This is a genomic window from Leifsonia sp. Leaf264, from assembly GCF_001422325.1.
Lineage (GTDB): Bacteria > Actinomycetota > Actinomycetes > Actinomycetales > Microbacteriaceae > Orlajensenia.
In genome coordinates this window covers 434,357-451,953 of sequence record NZ_LMMR01000005.1, presented here as the reverse complement: position 1 = coordinate 451,953, position 17,597 = coordinate 434,357, and the positions used below count along the sequence as shown (strand labels likewise).

General features: G+C 64.4%; 15 protein-coding genes. 4 read left to right on the top strand and 11 right to left on the bottom strand.

The features are described 5' to 3' along the window. Positions 1–39: 39 nt before the first annotated feature. The 10 genes from ASF30_RS11750 to ASF30_RS11705 all read right to left on the bottom strand — a co-directional run bounded on the left by ASF30_RS11750 (position 40) and on the right by ASF30_RS11705 (position 11,914). Entirely contained in the window at positions 40–3,597 is a 3,558-nt protein-coding gene (locus tag ASF30_RS11750) for a cutinase family protein (protein WP_157497289.1), read from the bottom strand. Positions 3,598–3,740: 143 nt separating this feature from the next. After that, on the bottom strand, positions 3,741–4,496 hold the full coding sequence (locus tag ASF30_RS11745; protein ID WP_055906529.1) for a hypothetical protein: 756 nt from the start codon (positions 4,494–4,496) through the stop codon (positions 3,741–3,743). Between the two features lie 71 nt (positions 4,497–4,567). Beyond that, positions 4,568–5,125: a hypothetical protein gene (locus tag ASF30_RS11740; RefSeq protein ID WP_055906526.1), complete on the bottom strand. Its 558-nt coding sequence runs from the start codon at positions 5,123–5,125 to the stop codon at positions 4,568–4,570. A 19-nt stretch (positions 5,126–5,144) separates the two neighbouring features. Continuing rightward, positions 5,145–5,831, bottom strand: a complete 687-nt coding sequence (locus ASF30_RS11735) for a hypothetical protein (protein ID WP_055906523.1) — start codon at positions 5,829–5,831, stop codon at positions 5,145–5,147. After that, positions 5,828–6,526 carry a hypothetical protein gene (locus ASF30_RS11730; protein ID WP_055906519.1) on the bottom strand — a complete coding sequence of 233 codons (699 nt, stop codon included), beginning with the start codon at positions 6,524–6,526 and terminating at the stop codon, positions 5,828–5,830. The genes ASF30_RS11735 and ASF30_RS11730 overlap by 4 nt, the downstream gene beginning before the upstream one ends. A 75-nt stretch (positions 6,527–6,601) precedes the next feature. Continuing rightward, entirely contained in the window at positions 6,602–7,426 is an 825-nt protein-coding gene (locus ASF30_RS11725; RefSeq protein WP_055906516.1) for a hypothetical protein, read from the bottom strand. Positions 7,427–7,522: 96 nt separating this feature from the next. After that, on the bottom strand, positions 7,523–9,232 hold the full coding sequence (locus ASF30_RS11720; RefSeq protein ID WP_157497287.1) for an FtsK/SpoIIIE domain-containing protein: 1,710 nt from the start codon (positions 9,230–9,232) through the stop codon (positions 7,523–7,525). A gap of 88 nt (positions 9,233–9,320) precedes the next feature. Continuing rightward, positions 9,321–10,055: a hypothetical protein gene (locus ASF30_RS11715; RefSeq protein WP_055906510.1), complete on the bottom strand. Its 735-nt coding sequence runs from the start codon at positions 10,053–10,055 to the stop codon at positions 9,321–9,323. After that, on the bottom strand, positions 10,055–10,999 hold the full coding sequence (locus ASF30_RS11710; protein ID WP_055906507.1) for a hypothetical protein: 945 nt from the start codon (positions 10,997–10,999) through the stop codon (positions 10,055–10,057). The genes ASF30_RS11715 and ASF30_RS11710 overlap by 1 nt, the downstream gene beginning before the upstream one ends. 21 nt (positions 11,000–11,020) lie before the next feature. Then, the gene (locus ASF30_RS11705) at positions 11,021–11,914 is read right to left on the bottom strand and encodes a hypothetical protein (RefSeq protein ID WP_055906503.1); all 894 of its coding nucleotides are present in this window, start codon (positions 11,912–11,914) and stop codon (positions 11,021–11,023) included. 633 nt (positions 11,915–12,547) lie between these two features. Here ASF30_RS11705 and ASF30_RS11700 point away from each other — a divergent pair. From ASF30_RS11700 to ASF30_RS11685, 4 genes are all read left to right on the top strand, one after another. Further along, a complete protein-coding gene (locus tag ASF30_RS11700; RefSeq protein ID WP_055906499.1) occupies positions 12,548–13,408 on the top strand; it encodes a phosphotransferase family protein in 861 nt (286 codons plus the stop codon). A gap of 205 nt (positions 13,409–13,613) precedes the next feature. Beyond that, positions 13,614–13,811: a hypothetical protein gene (locus ASF30_RS23170; RefSeq protein WP_200918459.1), complete on the top strand. Its 198-nt coding sequence runs from the start codon at positions 13,614–13,616 to the stop codon at positions 13,809–13,811. 178 nt (positions 13,812–13,989) lie between these two features. Further along, positions 13,990–15,621 carry a RecB family exonuclease gene (locus ASF30_RS11690; RefSeq protein ID WP_055906493.1) on the top strand — a complete coding sequence of 544 codons (1,632 nt, stop codon included), beginning with the start codon at positions 13,990–13,992 and terminating at the stop codon, positions 15,619–15,621. 87 nt (positions 15,622–15,708) lie between these two features. Continuing rightward, on the top strand, positions 15,709–16,326 hold the full coding sequence (locus ASF30_RS11685; protein ID WP_055906490.1) for a hypothetical protein: 618 nt from the start codon (positions 15,709–15,711) through the stop codon (positions 16,324–16,326). A 111-nt stretch (positions 16,327–16,437) separates the two neighbouring features. Here ASF30_RS11685 and ASF30_RS11680 read toward each other — a convergent pair whose 3' ends face one another. Then, positions 16,438–17,568, bottom strand: a complete 1,131-nt coding sequence (locus ASF30_RS11680; protein ID WP_055906487.1) for a hypothetical protein — start codon at positions 17,566–17,568, stop codon at positions 16,438–16,440. Positions 17,569–17,597 lie beyond the last annotated feature (29 nt).

Here is a 17,597-nt window from a genome sequence, read left to right as displayed (position 1 = left end):
TGGGGTGCAGGTGCCAGGGAGGCATGTGGCGGAGCGCGGTCACCTCGTTGTCGTTGCGGCCCTCGCCGAAGTCCGGGACTTGCTCGTGTATCCGGCCTTATCCGTGGTGACCTTCACCGTGATGACCCTCCCGAGGTCTGCGGACACCTGCTTGTACGAGGAAGATGTCGCCCGAGGGATTGCAACCCCCGCACGGAGCCACTGGTACGAGTACGACGTTGCTGCGGGCGACCAGCCAGACCCAGGTGCTGCGGTCAGAGTCGAACCGACCTTCCTGGTTCCCTTCACGGCAGGCAGTGCGGTTCCGGCGAATGTGCCCTTGGCAGTGATAGTGGCGGTCGAGGTTGACGACTTGCTCGTGTAACCGGCCCTAACCGCCACCGCACGCACCGAAAGAGCCTTGCCGGCGTCGGTAGCTGTCTGGGTGTAGGTCAAGGCTGTCGCACCCGCAATCGGAGTTCCAGCGCGGAGCCACTGATACGTGTACGACGTCGCAGCTGGCGACCACCCGGAAGCAGGTACAGCAGTCAGCGTCTTTCCGACGGCATGCGTGCCGATCACAGTGGGGACGGTAGCCCCGGCGAAAGATCCATATCCAGTCGTCGCTGCTGCGGAGGTTAGTGCCCTGCTCGCGTACCCAGACTTGACGGCCGTAATTGTGACCGCAATCGTCTTTCCCGCGTCGGCCACGGCTTGCTTGTAGGTGTTGCTCGTGGCGCCAGAGATCGCGACCCCAGCACGGAGCCACTGATACGTGTACGACGTCGCGGTAGGCGACCAGCCAGCCCCGAGCGCAGCGGTCAGGGTATTTCCGACAGTGTGCGTCCCGGTGACAGTGGGCAACGCCGAGCCAGCGAAGATCCCCTTTGCAGTGATGACAGCAGTGGAGATCGACGACTTGCTCGTGTACCCGGCCTTCAGTGCTGTCATGCGAACGGAGATCGCTGAGCCAAGATCGGCGATCGACTGCGTGTAGGTCTGGGCTGTCGCCCCAGTGATTGCGGACCCGGCGCGGAGCCATTGATACGTGTACGACGTCGGAGTGGGTGCCCAGCCGACCGCTGGCGCGGCAGTTAGGAGCTTCCCGACTGAGTGAGTGCCCGTGACGGTTGGAGTCGCTGATCCGGTGAAGGTGCCATTTGCCGTGACCGTGGGTATCGAGTTGAAGGACCGACTGACATAGCCGGCCTTGATCGCCGTCACCGATACCGACAAAGCCTTCCCCGCATCGGCAGCTGTCTGGAGGTAGGAACTCTTCGTTGCGCCCGCAATTGCAACGCCGTCGCGCAGCCACTGATAGGTGAACGACGTCGCAGTGGGTGCCCAGCCGAGGCCGGGCGCCGCTGTCAGTGTCGCCCCGACCACGTGACTACCTGAGACCGCAGGCAGGGCTGAGCCCGTGAACAGCTGGACCGGGGCGGAGAATGGTAGGAGTGCGAACCTGCCATTCATGTCAGCAACTTGGATGGTGTACTCCCCACGAGGGATTCCTGTTGGGAGGCTGAACGCTATCGACGCCACTCCGTCCGTCCCGGCCGGCTTGGAGTACCCCAAGTCGATCACGCTTGCCGCGGCGCTACTGAGGTCGGCACTCTCGGCCCCCTTGATGATGCGTGCCGAGATCAATCTGTTTGTTCCGGGGATGGCGCTGATAGTTCCTCCCTGAACCGTCGCGCCGGTCCCACTCCAAGAAACTGACGCAGCGAGAGACCGGGCGACCGACTCCTCTGCCTCACGCAGGGATTCTTGATCCAGAACAAGGACGGTCTCAGTTGTGGTGGAGCTGTCGCCGCTCGCATCTGTCACACGGGTCGTTACTTCGTGCTCTCCCGGTTGGATGATGTTCAAAGTCGCAACGGCGCTGAGTACTGGCTTTGAGAACGGTGCGCCGTCAACTGAGTACTCCGTGGTCAGGGTGCTGGATCCAGTAGAACCTTCAGAGGAAACCGGCACCGCAGCGGCAACGGATGGGGCGCCCGCAGCGCTCCCGGTTCCGCCGCCCTTGCCGCCGAAAAGTGCGAGCGCAGGGACTGTGATGGCGGCCACTGGCGGCGATACTACGCGGTCAATGATCGAGGTCAGCCCCGCTGTGTCTCCGGGCTCAAGCGTGGCTGAGGATCCTCCAGTCTTCTTGCCAACGTCCGGTTCGCCATAGAACCTGGTTACTGGTGCAGCAATGCGACGCCCACCACTTCCGCCAACCGATCTGCCGGTCCCCTTCGACCTGCCCACAATGTCTGCGACGAAGGTTTCGAGCGTCCAGGAGTAAAGAGAGTTTTCCGACCTGACCGCCTGGTCGCCGCGGTCGCCAATCGCGAGGATCGCCCTGTCAGCGTCTGCCCTGAAGAGCTGGGTGTCATAGGCCCATTTACCGAACACCTGGTGTTCGATCATGTCGAGCCAGTCTCCTTGTGTTGATGTCGGCGCTTTGTAGGTCTTGATGAAGTTGAGGACCGCGTCGAAGTCGGTCGTGGGCGCCAGCCACGGCCATCCCGTACCCATCTCCACGACGCCGACCCGAATGTCGCGTCCTGTGGTGAACTTCTTGCGGTTTGCTTCGAGCATGGCCGCGATCTTGGGTAGGTCCGAGGGCTTCGTCGTGTCAAAGAAGACCATCACGTCGAGCTTCCGGTTCGGGAAGACTGCTTCGGGTACTGGTGGCGTGGATGTAAACCTCTTGACTAGCGTGGCGAGCTCAGCGGCCTGAGCGGTCCGCTCATCCCGATCGTGAAAGTAGGTCAGGTGGTCTGCGCCACCCCAAGGCACACTGGTGCAGACCAGGTCGATCTTGTGGCAGTACGAGGTTTTCGTTGCTGAGGTGTCGTAGTAACTGTCCAAGCGAGAGAGGGCCGTGGCGCTTGGCTTGGCGGAGGCTAGGCGAGTAAGCGCGATCATCAATCCTGTCCGAGCGATTCCGTTGCCCCAAGCTCCTTCGCCCGACACACCTTCGGCGTTCGGTTTCTGGTATGGGTCTGCAACGAGAACGCTCCCAGCGAACCATGTCGGCTTCTGCTGGATGAGGGCGCGCGCTGCCATCGCTCCCTGGGAGTATCCGATGGCGATGAACTTGGTTGGAGCGCACGGCGCGGGTTGTTGAGCTTGGAAGGCTTCAATTCTGGCTCGGCCCTCTTTGACTCCTTCGCCTGCGGACCAGAAGTCGTAGCTAACGTCGGCGGGATACCCGTTTTCCGTCAGGGTCCTCGGGTCATTGACATTGCCCATCTCGATGAGTGGAATGGATTCCGCCAGGACGGGCTCAATAGCTTCGAATCCGCGGAGCAGTTCGTGAAGCCTTATGCCTTCCCAGCCAGTGGCGCGACGTTGTCCGTTGAGGTCATTTCTTGCGTTCTTGATGTGCTTGAACGGGACGTAGCTGTAGGCCTGGCCATCCCACTCGGTGTCGAACTGAACCTGGCCTTCGCCGGTGCCGCGGAAGGCGATCATCGCCAAGGGGACACAGGATTCGGCAGCGATTGCGGCGCTGCCTGGTGACACGACAACGAGCCCTGCGACGAGCGCCCCGACGATGAGGGCGGCGAGCCCCGCACCCCATCTGCCGAAACTTGCCTTGCTACTCGATCCACCCACGTTGCCCACCCCTTTGTCGTCCCGCTGAATTGCGTCCGAGTTGTAGGTATGTGGCGGCGAATGGCCACTTGGGGCTGGATCGGTCGCCCGCCGGCAGCGAAACGCCGCACCCCTTTCAGGACAGGTGCGGCGTTTGGCAGGACGCGGGTGGCTCAGATGGTCGGGTCGTGGATCTCGTCCTCGAACATGTACTTGGCGCTGTCGGACACGGTTCCCCAGTCGATGCCGCGGGCGTGGGCGTAGTGCATCAGGTCGGAGAGAGCATCCTGAAGCGCGGAGGTGTCGTCCTCGGTCGCGTCGCCCTGACGGGACACTCCGCTGCCGGAAACCACCTCGAGGATGCGGGCTGCTCGTTCGGTGGACCTGTCGATGGTGGTGGCTGAGAGCTCGACGGGGCGGCCGGACGCTGCGGCGATCAACTGCGCCTTCGCGCTCTCGTCGTTCAGGAGCTCCTCGGTGGCGCTTGCCACGATGGCGAGGTTCCGGCGGTGCACGGCACGACCGAACCGGCGGATCTGCTGCAGGGTGGCGGGGTTGGCGACGCCGTCCCAGTCACCGTCGCCCTGACCGTCGGACGAGTTCTCGATGGAGTCCTCGACGCTGTAGGCCGCGTTGCCGTAGAAGTGAGCGGACGCCCCACCAACAGAGATGTACGTTTGCAGGCCCTCGTGCTCACTGCCGTTGTCGACGTCGATCGTCGGGAACGGCAGCTGCTCCGGCCATTCCGGCAGTTCGATCTGGTCGACGGCCGGAGCTTCGACGAGCATGCTGACGGTGATGTGCTGCTTCGGTGTCCGGTGGAGGCCGCCGAGCTCGTCAGCGGAGGGGATCGGGGACGCGAATGAACCGTCCGTCCCGTTGAAGCCGGGCTTCGCAGCCTGGACGTTGTTGTCTCCCTGACGGGGCATGTGCTGTTCTCCTCAGTTCGTGGGTGTCGAACTTAGGTGTGCGGCTGTCAGAGGGTGCTCACCCTCGTTCGTCAGAACCGGTCGGAGGTGGCGGAGAGGGAGTTCTGGACCTGACCGATCGCCGGAGCGACCCGCCAGCTGTAGAACGCTTCCACATGCTCGACGGTGACGCCGGTGAGGACGTCATCGGCGATGGTCTCACGGTCGACGAGGACGTCGAAGAACCCCTTCATGACGTCGAGGCCGGCTTCGTCCGACACCTGGTGCAGGTGGGTGCGGACAGCGTCGAGGTCCGCGGTGGGGAAGTCGTCCTCGTTCGGGTTGTCTCGCACCAGCTCAGCTTCGATCTTGTCGACAGCCGGGCCGATGAACTCGTCGTAGAACCCGTCGATGTCGTCCGTGGTGACCCGCTGGAAAGCGACGGTGGCGACCTCTTCACGGTCGTCGATCACCTCGAACACACCGACCATCATCTCCAGGCCGGCTTCCTTGCACACCGACTGGATGTGCTGACGGTGGGGGAGCTCAGTCTGGGTGAGCAGGCCGGTGGGGACCTGGTTCGCTGCAGGGTCGATGGCGTACTGGCCGTTCGCGTCGCGGAGGCGGCCGTCGTCGTGTCTCTTGGTCATGACGTCGTAAGTGTGCGGCTCAGCCGAGGACGGTGCGTTCCAGGTTGTCCCGGAACCCCCACCATTCATCGGTCTTCGACAGGGCCGCCGCGGCAACCCACTGGCCGCGCCAGTTCTCGGGGTCAACCGACTGGTGCACCGAAGCGATCCAGCGCTCCCGGTCCTCTTTCGTGACACGCTTCGTCTGGAGGATCTGCTCCGCTGACGTCATCAGATGCACCGGCGCTGCCTTCAGCCCGGTCGCGTATGCGCGGGCGTCCTCATCGGAAATGGTCCACTGCTCCCGAAGCTTCGACAGGGACAGGCACACGGCCGCTCCGCCGACTCCGTCGGAGAACGACTGATAGCGGGCGTCGTCGTTCAGGCGTCCGTTCAGGCCGGACCACCATCGCCATGCGCGGATCGAGTCGACCGGGCCGGCGCCGGGGACGCCGCGGGACAGGTGCCCGTCGCGGATGGTCTCGACGAAGAAGTCGAGACCGCCGTCGGGGCTGCCGTCCAACGGGTGACCGTAGTCGTCCAGGTTGTCCTGGAGGTGGGTGCCGGCGGGGCGGGCGTCGAAACGGGGTGCTTCCCGGATCATCCACTCGCCGTGGACCTTCTTCACGGTGCCGTCGGCGGCCGGCGTGGTCTCGCGACCGTGGAAGGTGCCGTCACCGTTCGGGTTGCGGATCACACCGTTCCGGGCGTCGTACTCGTATGTCATCGGAGGCTCCCAGCGATGTCGGAGATGAGGACGGGGAGGGAGTCGGACCCGGCGTACACCATGGCATCCTCGACCGCCCCGTTGCCGCCGTTCGACCGGAACTTCGCCCACGCGTCATCGGCGTCCACGTTGGACAGGCCGGCGTCCGCGAGGTGAGAGTCGAAGTCGGCTCTCTGGAAGAACACCACCACCTCACCATTCAGCAGACGGTCCTGTCGGGCAGCCTCAGCGAAGTCCGCAGCGGTCATCGACTCGGTCGTGAAATCCAACGTCCCAGGAACCCAGCGGTCATCCTCATCCGTCAGAGTGCCTGTGGTGAGCGACTCACGCAGCTCACGGATGCCGTCAGCGACAGCTTCGTTCCCTGCCTCCGTCATCATGTCGACCATGGTGCGGGTGGCGGACCCGTCACGGAACTGCTCCCACACCTTCTCCGCCTCACTAGGGGTGGACGTGTAGTCGCCGGCGACGCCGATCACATCCTCACGTCCGAACACCGACACGGCGATGCCGAGACGGTCGCGGGCGGCTGCGGCCAGCTCCGAGAAGTCCTGTGCGGTGATCGAGCCGGTCCGGTACTTCTTCAGCTCCAACGTCACCCCGCCGAGGTCGCGGGTGTGCTCGTGGAAGGTGCCGTCACCGTTGGGGTTCCTGACGACGTTGTTCTGGGCGTCGTAGTCGGAGGTCTGAGTCATGACGGCATAAGTGTGCGGCCCGGAGACAGAAGAAAGGGGCGCACCATGCGGTGCGCCCCTCGCTATCTGATCAGGTCAGCGGGTGCCCGGCCAGTCCGGGGTGCCGTCCGACAAAGCGGCGAGCTCGCGCCCGTCGAGGTAGCTCGGCCACGCCATGCGACGGAGCTCACCGACGGGACCCGACTCGGTCCTAGATGGTGCAACGGCTGCCGCCCAGTCGGGCTTCCCGTTCGACAGCTTCGGCAGCTTCGTGCCGTCCTCGAACACCGGCCATGCCAGCGTGCGGGACCGGACAATCTCCTCACGGTGCAGCAGCGACCACGCCAGCGGGATGATGACGGTGCCGAGTAGGTCCAGGACGCCGATCACTCCGACCGACTTCCAGAACACCTCCGAGTGGGATGCGGTGAACGAGTAGAACGGGATGGTCAGGCCGACCGCGAGCAACGCGATCAGGACGTACGTGGCGGCGGAGACGTAGCCGACCAGCTTCCCCCACTGCTGCGAGGCGTTGAACGCCACCAGCTCCACATGGGCAACAGCGACAACCGCCACCAGGATCGCCCACAGCCAGCCGACATCCGCCAAGCCAGTCGGGTTGATCCACAACGACCACAGGGCGAAGAACAGCACGAAGCTGATCGCCGCGAACTGCGTAGCGAAAGCCCACAGCGGACGTGACAGCGTGAACCGGGACACAGCCCAGAGGCCGGCGACGTAGGAGGCGAACACCGCGACCGTCCCGATCATCCTCCACATCAGGAAGTCCCAGCTGCCGGTGATGATCGCGAAGATCAGCACGCCGGCGACGGCGACAACCGCACCGATGATGAGGCGCGGAACGTAGTACTGCACCTTCGCGTGCAGCTCAGTGTTCGAAACGCTCGAAACGTTGGACAAGGTGATCTCCCCAGGGTCAGGTCGCGTCGTCGCGACAACCTGAGGACATGTGGAGAAAACTGGGAGGAAGCTGAAAGATCAGAGGTGGCCCGGAGCTCAGAATGTGACGGCGCCCATCCGGTGTGCTTGTTCTTCCATCTTCAGCTGATGCGCTGCGGCAGCCGCTCCCCGGAGGCGAGGCTCCTCGCGGTCGGTGGTGTGGCCGAAGCCGCCTTCATCGAACCGGGACTTGGGTCGAGCGGTGCGCTCCTCCGGCGCTTCGAGGCGGGGCGCGAACTTGTCGATTTGCTCCGGGGTGGGCGCGAAGTTGCTGATGGTGGGGACGCCCATGCCGAGAAGGGCTTCGCGGTAGGCGGACGCAGGAGCGTAGAACGACTTGTAGATGAAGGGTTCGGATCCTTCGAGCTCGGCAGCTCCAACACCCTTCGCAACTTTCGCGTCAGCGCGGATGTTGGCGGGGATGAGGGGGACCGCAGTCTCGTCGTTGTAGGCCTGGGCGCGCTGCGTCTTCGACGGGTTGACGCCCTGCAGGATCTTGTGGCCGATCTTCGCCTTGAGGCTCGGGCCGATGCCGGTGTTGTTGTTCTGGACCTGAGTGCTGAGGATCATTCGCATTCCGACGAAGCGTTGCTGCGAGATGATCTTCGTGATCAACGATGCGAGTGCGACCTTCAGCAGGTTCTCCTCTGCCACCTCGACGGCGAGCGGGTGATCGCGTGGGACGCCGGCAGGGATCTTGTCGGTCACCAGGAGGCCGGAGACTTCGTCGACGACGCAGAGGATCGGCTGGAACTGCTGGGACTTCGGGAGTTCCAGCCAGTTCACGACACCGTTCTCGGCGAGGATCTCTGACCGGCGCTTCCCCTCTTCGTAGATCAGAGAGAGGGTCGTGACGGCCGATGACAGGCTGTCGCATCCCCACAGGTGCGGGCCGCACATGTCGCGGTAGTGGTAGAAGTCGATGGCCTTCTCGGGCAAGTCGACGATGCTGAGGATCGCGCCGGTTGCAAGGGCTCCTGCGATCAGGGCGTTCAGGGTCACCGACTTGCCGGCGCCGGGGGTTCCGGCGACGATTCCGAACGCTTGGCTGACCCAGTCGATGCCGGCGAGCTCGCCGGTCTCCTCGCCCGGCTTCGGAAGCTTCATCCCGAACGGGGTGAACTCACGGCTGAGGCGGCCGAGGTTCTGGATCGGGTATCCGATCATCGGGCTGAAGGTCGGCGGCTCGCTCGGGATGATCTCAGCGGTCAGCCGGTTCGAGTCCGTCTTGATGTACCAGCCCTCGCGGCCGATGTCCGTCTCCACCGTCGCCTGCAGCTTCTCATCGTGCTTCGCGGAGGAGTACTTGTTGGATGGCAGGGCGATGTCGAACCCGCCGTCAGCGCGGTCGCTGATCCCGACATCCCAGGGCTTGACGCCGAGCACCTGGGCGATGGCACCGCGGGCCCGCACAGTCTCGGGTCGCATGCGGGAGAGCTCAGCCCACCCGAGGTAAGGCTCGAACTTCGTCATGAAGAAGCCGGGGGCGTCAGATTCGAGCTTGGTGGCGATCTTGTCGCCTTCGGCCGGCTTCGTGCCGCGCTTCAGGCTGACCTGCTTCACGTTGGAGTTCTTCGACTCCTCGCCGACGGAGTGGACGACCATCTGCCGTGATGCGGTGACGGTTCCATCGCCGATCGTCATGTAGTCGACCTCCCAGCCCTCGCCGAGTTTCTGGAGGACGTACTTGTCGAGAAGGCGCGCGTGAGTGTCCGGGTTGAAGTCCGGCGGAAGCTTCAACGTCGCTTTCTCGATTTGCGTGGGCACGGGATCAAGACATGTGGCAAGTCCCCGGCGCCGAAGCAGCGGCTTTCACCGTGTTCGAGCGTCGGAGACTGAGCCTCCGTGGGTGGTTCTACTCGGCTTCGGCAGCCGTGAGCATCTCGTTGATGCGGGCTGCTGCCAGGAACTCATCGAGACGCGCTGTGGCAAGGTCGGCGAGGTTCACGTAGGCCTTGACCTGCTCCTCGCGGTACGGGGTCATCGGGTTCCGGCCCTCCTTGTGGATCACTGCGCGTTCCGCCTCAGCGAGGTGGAGGGATTCGGCGAGGATCCGCTTGGCGGTGTGCTGCGGGCAGAGCGGGTTGTCGAGTGCAGCGGTCCGCACCCACAGGGAGTGGTGCTTCGAGGCCTGCTCGATCTGGTCGGGAGTGGCGTTCCGGTGGCTGGCGACGGCGAACATGAAGTCGTCTTCAGCTTCGGTGTCGAGGATGTGCTGGAGCCCATCCGTGTCGGTGAGCTGGTGGTTGGCGTAGTAGACCTTGTCCCAGTAGGTGAGGTTCTCGTCCCACTCCATCGGCTGGGTGGCTCGTTCGATCCCGACGACGTCGTCCTCGTCCGCGGTGACGATCCCGCCGTTGTGGATGCGGATGGAGGTGCCGCCGCCGATCTTCGGGGACACCTGCATGGCGTGGCCGACGAACTCGCCGTCGAGGAACACGGAGTCGCCGGCGCGGACCATGCTGGCGTCGATCGTGAAGATTGTCGGGGCGGCCGTCAGACCGTCCAACTGTCCAGCGGCGGTCTTCGTCTCGGCTTCGGTGGCGAACTGACCGTTGTCGTGCCGGCTGCGGTCGTTGACGTCAGCCATCAGCTGTCCTGTCCCATGATGAAGCGGTAGCCATCGGCGCGGTCCTCGGGGACGGTCCCGTAGAACGTGTTGAGGTCCACCTTGGCGGGGTCGAAGTCGCGGATGCGGCCGCCCATGCGCTTCAGGCCGAGGCGGGTCTTGGTCACCTTGATGCCGCGGGAGTTCTCCTCGTCGTAGTGCACGTTGTCGGTGTACTGGGAGCCGAACTCGCTGAACAGCTGGGTGTCGTTCGGGGCCCAGAGGAATCCGTTGACGATGCCGTCCTCGGCCTGGATGTCGGTGGCAAGGAACACGCAGCCGGGTGCTGCTGTGCCGAAGTTGGGGCCGTCGACGAGGTAGGCGGCGGCGAACTCGGTGGTCTCGGAGTAGTCTTCGCCGAGGTCGGGGATGCCGTCGAAGGTGACTTCCTCGGTGACGGGGACGGTGGAGGCAACTCGGTCGAACTTGGCTGCGAGCTTCTCCTGCTTGCCGTACCCCTTCTCGACGGCGAGGATGTTCAGCTTGTCGAGGGCGATGCCCTTGGTCCGGCTGTTCTTCACCAGCCCGTACACGCTGGAGCCGTTGACGTAGCCGCGGAGCTCGTCGATGCGGACGGTCCCGTCGACTTCGGAGAGGACGGTGAAGCGCTCTCCGGCGGTGGCGAGCTCGTGGGTTTTCTCGGTGGCTTCTGCCTTGACTTCGTCGGGGACGAGAGCTGCGGCGGTGGACATGCGAGCGTTGACGTGCGGCTGGCCGCCGATGTGGAGGGTGTAGCGCATGAACGCGCCATCCTGCACCGGTGCCGGGTGAGTCTGGAGCGACTGGACGAACCAGCGGCCGTCCTTTTCGCCGCCGGTAGCGGTGAAGACCTCGTCGGGGTTGCGGTGGGAGAGTGCGGCGTCGGACGGGAGGCCGTCCCAGAAGGTGAACTGTCCGCCGGCGAGACGGGGCTGCGTGATTGTCATGCAGCGTAGGTGTGCGGCCGCCTAGACGGTTTCGGCCGTGCGAGCAGGCGCGTCGTTCTCGACTTCGCGGAGCGCGTCGACGAACACCCAGTAGTCGGACCGGATGGAACTGAGCGATTCGATGAGTGCGTTCCAGGGCCCGTCGATGTTCGCCTGCATGGGGCGGGCTTCCCAGTGGACGGTGTCGTCGAGCACCTGCTGCCAGAGCGAGTGGGCGGGCACTTCACCTTCGACGGAAGGGATGGACTCGCCGAGGGTGGCTTGTGCCAGGTGGATGATGCGGGTTGCGACGGCTGCGAGGATCTCGGCGTTGATCTCCGGGTCGGCCGCGGCGGCGTAGCTGATCTCGAGGAGGCTGTTGGTCATGACTGCCCAGGATGCAGGTCGGAGGTAGTCGGTGTACTCGGTGGCGTGAAGCAGCTGCTGGCCGAGATCTTCGGGGGCACCGAATGCTGCAGCGAAGGTGACGCTGTCGAGTTCCTTGTCTGGGGCGCCGGCCAGCCATTCGGTGATCCGCGCCTGGACGACCGGGTCGTCGGAGTCGAGCTCGAAGATGGAGAGGATGTCGACGAAGGTGCCGGTCTCGGCGTCGTAGGCGCCGGTGTAGGTGAGTTCGAGTGCGACCCGAACAGCCCAGACATCGAGAGGCTCGCCGGGGATCGGGTGGGCGAGGTGGTCTCCGAGCCAGAGGATCGGGTGCCAGAACGCCGCCGCGTTGGTGTCGGGGTGGTGCTTGGCGCCGGGGGCTCGAAGGGGGATGGGGATGGAGACGAGGGCGGAGGTGACGATGTCGATTCCGGGGGTTCCGACGGTAGCGGCCCATTCGATGCGACGGTCGATGACGTCGTGCGCGACGAGGGGAAGGACGAGCGACTCACCTGGGTTGGTGAGGTACTGCCGGCGGCGGGTTTCCATGTTCGTGGTCCAGAAGTGTCGGCCGGCTTCAGGGTGCGCCGGGCTGTCGGTGAGACATGTGGCACATCCTCGACTTTGCAGCCGGCAGGCGCTTGCTGCGGTGCTCGGTACCCGTGTCACCAACTGATACCGCCCGTGGGTCACGGCATTTTCCCTGATGGGAGTGCGGTTCCAGAGGGCGTTACCCAGTTACCTGCCGGAGGGGAGGGTATATAGATATGAGGGCATAGACACTTGCTTGCCTCTGGATGAAAGAAAGAGCTTGGTCTCCCTTAACTACTTAACTTAATAGGTAACAAGGTTTCAGTAGTAGTAAGTAGTACTTAGAGGCCTTGTATTTACTGGGATTTCGGCGTTACCCAGAGGTGGTAACTCTGGGTGATCCGGGTGACGCCGGGCAGTAATTCGTCGATGAGCCCCATCCTGAGGCAGCATTTTTGCGCTGCGCGCTCCATTCACCCCACAGGGTTTACTTCGGGCATTCATAAGCACAGCTTACGAGTCGGTCGAAACCATCACCGCAGCTAATGAATCGACTCGTTTCGGGTAGCTGGGTAACTTGAGTCGACGGTTACGCGGCCACCCTCATCTGGGGGTGACGTAGCCAACGCGGTCGCCACATGCCATGAATACATGGACGCCGCTCCCCACATTCCGGCCCTTCTCGCAGCCCTCTCCCTGGCGGGTTTCGAAGCTGGCACTCTCACCCCATTCGACGATGCAGGTCGCGGAGGTGGAAGCAAGCGGTGGACAGCACTGTCCGACACCGGCTTCGTGGTCCGATGCGCCGACACAGGTGACGACCGGATCCAACCGGCTGAAACGGAACTGGACTGGGCATTGCGCTTTGCCGAGCACGTCAAAGTTCAACGGCCACTCCTTGCAGTTCCGATCCGATTCGAATCCTGGACGGCGACGGTGTGGGAGCACGTGGTCGCGTCCGGCGAAGTCACGGGCGCTCATGCCTTCGAACACGGGCAGGTTTTGAGGCGGCTCCACGACCGCGTCAGCCTGCGCGGCGACGAACGTTTCGCAGCGAATGACCAACTGTCGGCCGCCCGGCGCCGGATCGATCAACTGTGTTCCGTTGACCGATCGACCGCACATGTGCTGCGTACCTATCTGACGGACGCAGAGACGTTCCTGGAAGCAGAAGGCGAACTTCCAAACGTCGCCCTGCATGGCGACTCCTTGAACCACAATCTGCTTTCCACCACCGATGGACTGGTGCTGATCGACTTCGACTCATCGTCGCCAGGTCCGAGCACGGTCGACCTCGCAACTGGCCTGCTGTCATACCGGCACCACCTTCGAGATGAGGGCGCGGTAGCGCAGTTCTTCGCCGGGTACGGACCGCTGAGTTTCGACCAGAGGGTCCTCGACCGAGTGGTGTGGGTGAAGCGATTCCGTCAGGCCTGCACGCATGCAGCACGCGGTGACGATATCGCCTCACGTCTCGACGAGCTCGACAGCCTCCGAGCCATACTCACGTGACCCAGCTGCGCCACATGTCCACTGCACGGACGCTGACCTGGAGGTTCGAGTGGAGAACACGCTAGAACGCAGAGACGGCCGTTGGATCGGCCGCGGCGTCCCCGCCCACTGCGACCATCCCAGCTGTTCTGAAGTGATTGACCGTGGCCCCGCACAACTCTGTGACGAGCACTTCCGATACCGGTGGGACCCAGACATGGAGTCCATGGAAGAGGTCATCGCACCGGGCTGCGGACTGTTTTTCTGCTGGGCCCACCTCACCGAAATCCACTATCACCGTGGCGTCGCTCCGAAGCCGGAGCTACCGGGACTGGCGGGCCACCTGCTGGTCGACCCTGATTGGGAGCGTTGGCGGACGGAGAACCCGGAACTCGTGGCAGCCCTTCTGCTTTCCACCCCTTAGGTAGAACCCCGGACCTCGACATGCTCCACCTTGGTTGTCAGAGCTCAGAACTTCCATAGCCAACCCAACATTCCCAACTCATACCGCACATGCAGGTGGTATGAGAATCACAGCAACAGAACCACTCCTACAGGGTGTGGCCTGGTCAGGTAAAAACCTGGTCGCCATTGACCCTGACGTGGTCGACGACAGGATCCGCCGCAAGGCCCTGTCGGCGTCCACGTCCAAGTCCATGAAGGGATGCCTCGCCCGTTTCGCCGGCGAGAAACTCCTCCCGCGCGACGACGACCCGTTCACCGTCTCCGCCCTCGGAACCTCCACCCACGCCGTCCTCGAAGACCTCTACAACGTCACCCCGAAGAAGCGCACGAAGCTGAAGTTCCTGGAGATCCGCGACAAGCACGCGGACGAGATGTGGAGCGAGAAAGCTCGCCTCGAAGCGGAGGAGACCCCGGAGGCGTGGGCCGGCAAGCGCCAGTTCTGGATCGACGAAGTCAGCCGTCTCGGGCTCGGTGAGTTCGACATTACCGACCCGACACAGGTCACCACTTACAAGACGGAGCTGCCGTTCGACGGCGTCCACATCGCTGGTGTGCCCGCGATGGGCTTCATCGACCGTGTTGAGGTCGTCAAGGTCGCAGACAAGGACGAGTACCTCGTCATCGACCTGAAGACCGGGAAGATGAAGAACGCCTTCGAGCTGAACAAGCACGGCGACGACCACGGCGACCAGATCCGTCTGTACTCCGACGCGATCCGCGAGGTCACCGGCAAGCCTGCAGCCATCGGCCGCATCCACTACACCCAGTTCGGCGTCGCACGCGACATCCCCCTCACCGACGCGGCGATGCAGAAGACCCGTGAGCAGTTCCGATCCGCCTGGGACACCCACAACAAGGTGATGGAGACCGGCGAGTTCACCACCGAGGTCGGACCGCTCTGCGGCTGGTGCCCACTGGTGAACGCCTGCCCCGCAGCGAAAGCCGCCGGCAAGGTCGACCTGACCAACACCACCAAGGTGAACGGCCGCCGTGTCGTCGACCCCACATTGGAGGCGACCGCCTACCCGGCTGTTCAGCTGGGAATCCCGACCATCCGACCCGACGCCAAGAAGTTCGGCTCGAAGCTCCCACCGGTCGCCCCGGTCGTTGTCGACGTCGCCCAGAAGCTGCACCAGATCGCCGCTTCCGCCGTGTCTACGCCCACCGACCCGTACGCCGACATCCCCTGGTCTGACGTCGCCACCGCAGCAGAACCGGCCGGATCCGCACATGCAGGTAACGACAAGTACCCCACATACGCAAAGGAAGACATCGTGACCAACCCCGCCGCAATTTTCTCTGACGGCAAGCCCTGGGAGCCGACCATCAACGGCACCCTGAACGGCGCTTCGTACGCTGCCATCGCCGTCATCAGCCTCCCGCAGATGGCCGGCGAGCTCCTCCACGAGGCAGGCCGCGACATCACCGGCGCATCTGTGGACGCGCTCACCGACCTGCTCGCTGGAATCATCGTCGACGTCCAGAAGCCGCTCCGCGGCGGCGAGTTCGACTGGGCAGCGGGGATCAACACCCGCATCCGCGGTGCCCTCCGCACGACCCTCGAGACGCTCCCGCTCCCGTGGGACGCCACCAGCGAGGACGAGTGGAAGGCGTGGAGGGCGAAGGCCACCAAGCGCACCCACGTCTTCGTCACGAAGGCGATCCGCACCTACAACCAGCTCGACGTCATCCCCGAGCCGTCCTACTCCGCCCTGCTCCCTGTCGCGGCTCCGAGCCCCGCCACGGTCGCAAGGAAGGCCGCAGCCTGACCGGCGGCCCAACAACTTCACCAAAGAAGAAGAAACGTCGGCAGGCGCCCGCCTCCGGCACATCACCCAACTGAAAGGTAAACCACCATGGCACTCGACAAGGCAGTGAAGGACTCCATCATCCTCAGCGCCATCAGCGGCGCAGGCCCCGTCGGAGACAGCATCGAGGACTGGGAGGCCCGCGTTCTCGCCGGGTCGCGCCAGATCACCGCGATCCTCGGCGACGACACGAACATCTTCGCGAAGGCGATCGAGGAGATCGAGGAGTCGGCGAAGTTCGTCGCTCTCGTCTCGCTGGTCCGTCCGGAGCGCAGCTCCACCCGCGGCCTCGTGTACTTCCAGGTCCTGCCGCGCGTCGGCCAGGGCGAGACGCCCGTCCCCACGTTCGACTTCCAGACGGTGCTCGCGCACCACAAGGCGTTCGTCGCGGCTCGCGCCAACGGCCAGCAGTACCAGCTCCCCGAGGGACTGGAGTGCATCCGCACCCAGCGCACCGACGCGATCGACGGCTACAACCTCGCCGCGCAGGCTTCCGGCCTCGTGGGACACCGCGCCGTGTTCTACAAGATCAACGAGCCGATCGGCAACGGTTCGAAGAACGTCCGCGTCGTCCGTCTGTTCAAGGACCTCGGCAAGGTCGAGTCGTACGTCGTCCCGCCCAAGGTGGAGCGTCCGGCTGAGGCGGCTGCTGTCGCCGCTGCGTAAGCAGTAACCTCGCCCCAAACAGGAAGCCCCGCCAGCAATGGCGGGGCTTCTTGCGTTCACGGCTGACAACGGTCTGGACCGTCCGTCACCACCCGCGACGTTCGTAGGGCATCACCGTTCGACGGGGACCCATTCCGGCCCGCCTGGCGCCGTGTACGGGTCGTGCAGTGGGCCGGGGTCCACTGCGATGTCCGGTGCGCCGAAGTCCGGCGTGACCCTGGGTGTGTCGTGCTCGTACTGGAACGTCCAGCCGTCCTGCGGGACCTGTTGCTCGTGCACCCAGTGGGTGTGGTGACCCCGCAACTCGGAGTGCTGGTGGGGGCCGTGGCCGCCGAGGACAGCAGCGGTGGTCCCGACGCTGAACGCCAGAAGTGCTGCTCCGAGGACGACGGCGGTGTTGAACACAGGCCGCGACAGGGTGACGGTGTCGCTGGCCTTGGACGCGTGGTGAGGTTGTTCGGCAGCCTCGGGCTCCGGGCCTGCGGCCACCGTCGGGGTGAGGCGTCCGAGGAGGTTCACGACCAGTTCGGTGTCGCTCGCCTCCCAGATGTGGATGCTGTCCTGGTGGCCGGCGACGGTGAGGCCAGCCAGGTTGCCAGGGCCGGTCGTCAGGCGGGTCAGGTCGAACGCTGCTGCGGCTGGCAGGTGGGAGCGCAGCTTGTCGGGGGAGTCGGTGCCGAGGACCAAGTGGATACCGGCGGGTGCTCCGGCCTGTCCGAGCATGCCCAGATCGGATGCGATCGACTTCCGGACGAGGTTGCGGCTGCCGATCTCGTTGCGTTCCTCTTCGACTGCGGAGCTGCCCTTGCGCGGGAGCTTCTCGAGGGTGAGTAGGGCGGGAAGGTAGTCGACGATCACCAGGATGGGACGCACGTGTTCCGGGTCCGTCAGCGCTGCCCGGCGCTTCACCTCGGCGACCAGGTCTGCGGTCAACGCCTCGGCGGCGTCCAGGCTGGTCGCGTACCCGGCCAGGTACGGCTCGAGGGGTGCGTGGGCGCCACCGCTCGACGGGGCGATCAGATGCACGTCGTAGCCGTTCACCAGCGCGGCGTAGCCGACGGTGTTCAGGGCACGAGTCCGGGCGGTGGTCTCCGGGCCGGAGATGAGGGTGTGCGCGGTGACGGCCAGTGGCAGCTCGACGGGTTCGCCGAGCTCGTCGGAGGCGAAGAAGACGCCGCCGTGGTCGACCACGGCCCAGTCGATGGCGTGGGTGAATGATTCCGGATCAGGGGTTCTGCTCATACCTGTCAGGCATGTGGCAGAACCCCTGG

What these genes read in the sequence shown, in the direction of transcription:
- ASF30_RS11745 (WP_055906529.1), bottom strand. Translation starts at nt 4,496, where the DNA reads ATGCCCCGTCAGGGAGACAACAACGTCCAGGCTGCGAAGCCCGGCTTC.
- ASF30_RS11740 (WP_055906526.1), bottom strand. Translation starts at nt 5,125, where the DNA reads ATGACCAAGAGACACGACGACGGCCGCCTCCGCGACGCGAACGGCCAG.
- ASF30_RS11735 (WP_055906523.1), bottom strand. Translation starts at nt 5,831, where the DNA reads ATGACATACGAGTACGACGCCCGGAACGGTGTGATCCGCAACCCGAAC.
- ASF30_RS11730 (WP_055906519.1), bottom strand. Translation starts at nt 6,526, where the DNA reads ATGACTCAGACCTCCGACTACGACGCCCAGAACAACGTCGTCAGGAAC.
- ASF30_RS11715 (WP_055906510.1), bottom strand. Translation starts at nt 10,055, where the DNA reads ATGGCTGACGTCAACGACCGCAGCCGGCACGACAACGGTCAGTTCGCC.
- ASF30_RS11710 (WP_055906507.1), bottom strand. Translation starts at nt 10,999, where the DNA reads ATGACAATCACGCAGCCCCGTCTCGCCGGCGGACAGTTCACCTTCTGG.
- ASF30_RS11705 (WP_055906503.1), bottom strand. Translation starts at nt 11,914, where the DNA reads ATGGAAACCCGCCGCCGGCAGTACCTCACCAACCCAGGTGAGTCGCTC.
- ASF30_RS11700 (WP_055906499.1), top strand. Translation starts at nt 12,548, where the DNA reads ATGGACGCCGCTCCCCACATTCCGGCCCTTCTCGCAGCCCTCTCCCTG.
- ASF30_RS23170 (WP_200918459.1), top strand. Translation starts at nt 13,614, where the DNA reads ATGGAAGAGGTCATCGCACCGGGCTGCGGACTGTTTTTCTGCTGGGCC.
- ASF30_RS11685 (WP_055906490.1), top strand. Translation starts at nt 15,709, where the DNA reads ATGGCACTCGACAAGGCAGTGAAGGACTCCATCATCCTCAGCGCCATC.
- ASF30_RS11680 (WP_055906487.1), bottom strand. Translation starts at nt 17,568, where the DNA reads ATGAGCAGAACCCCTGATCCGGAATCATTCACCCACGCCATCGACTGG.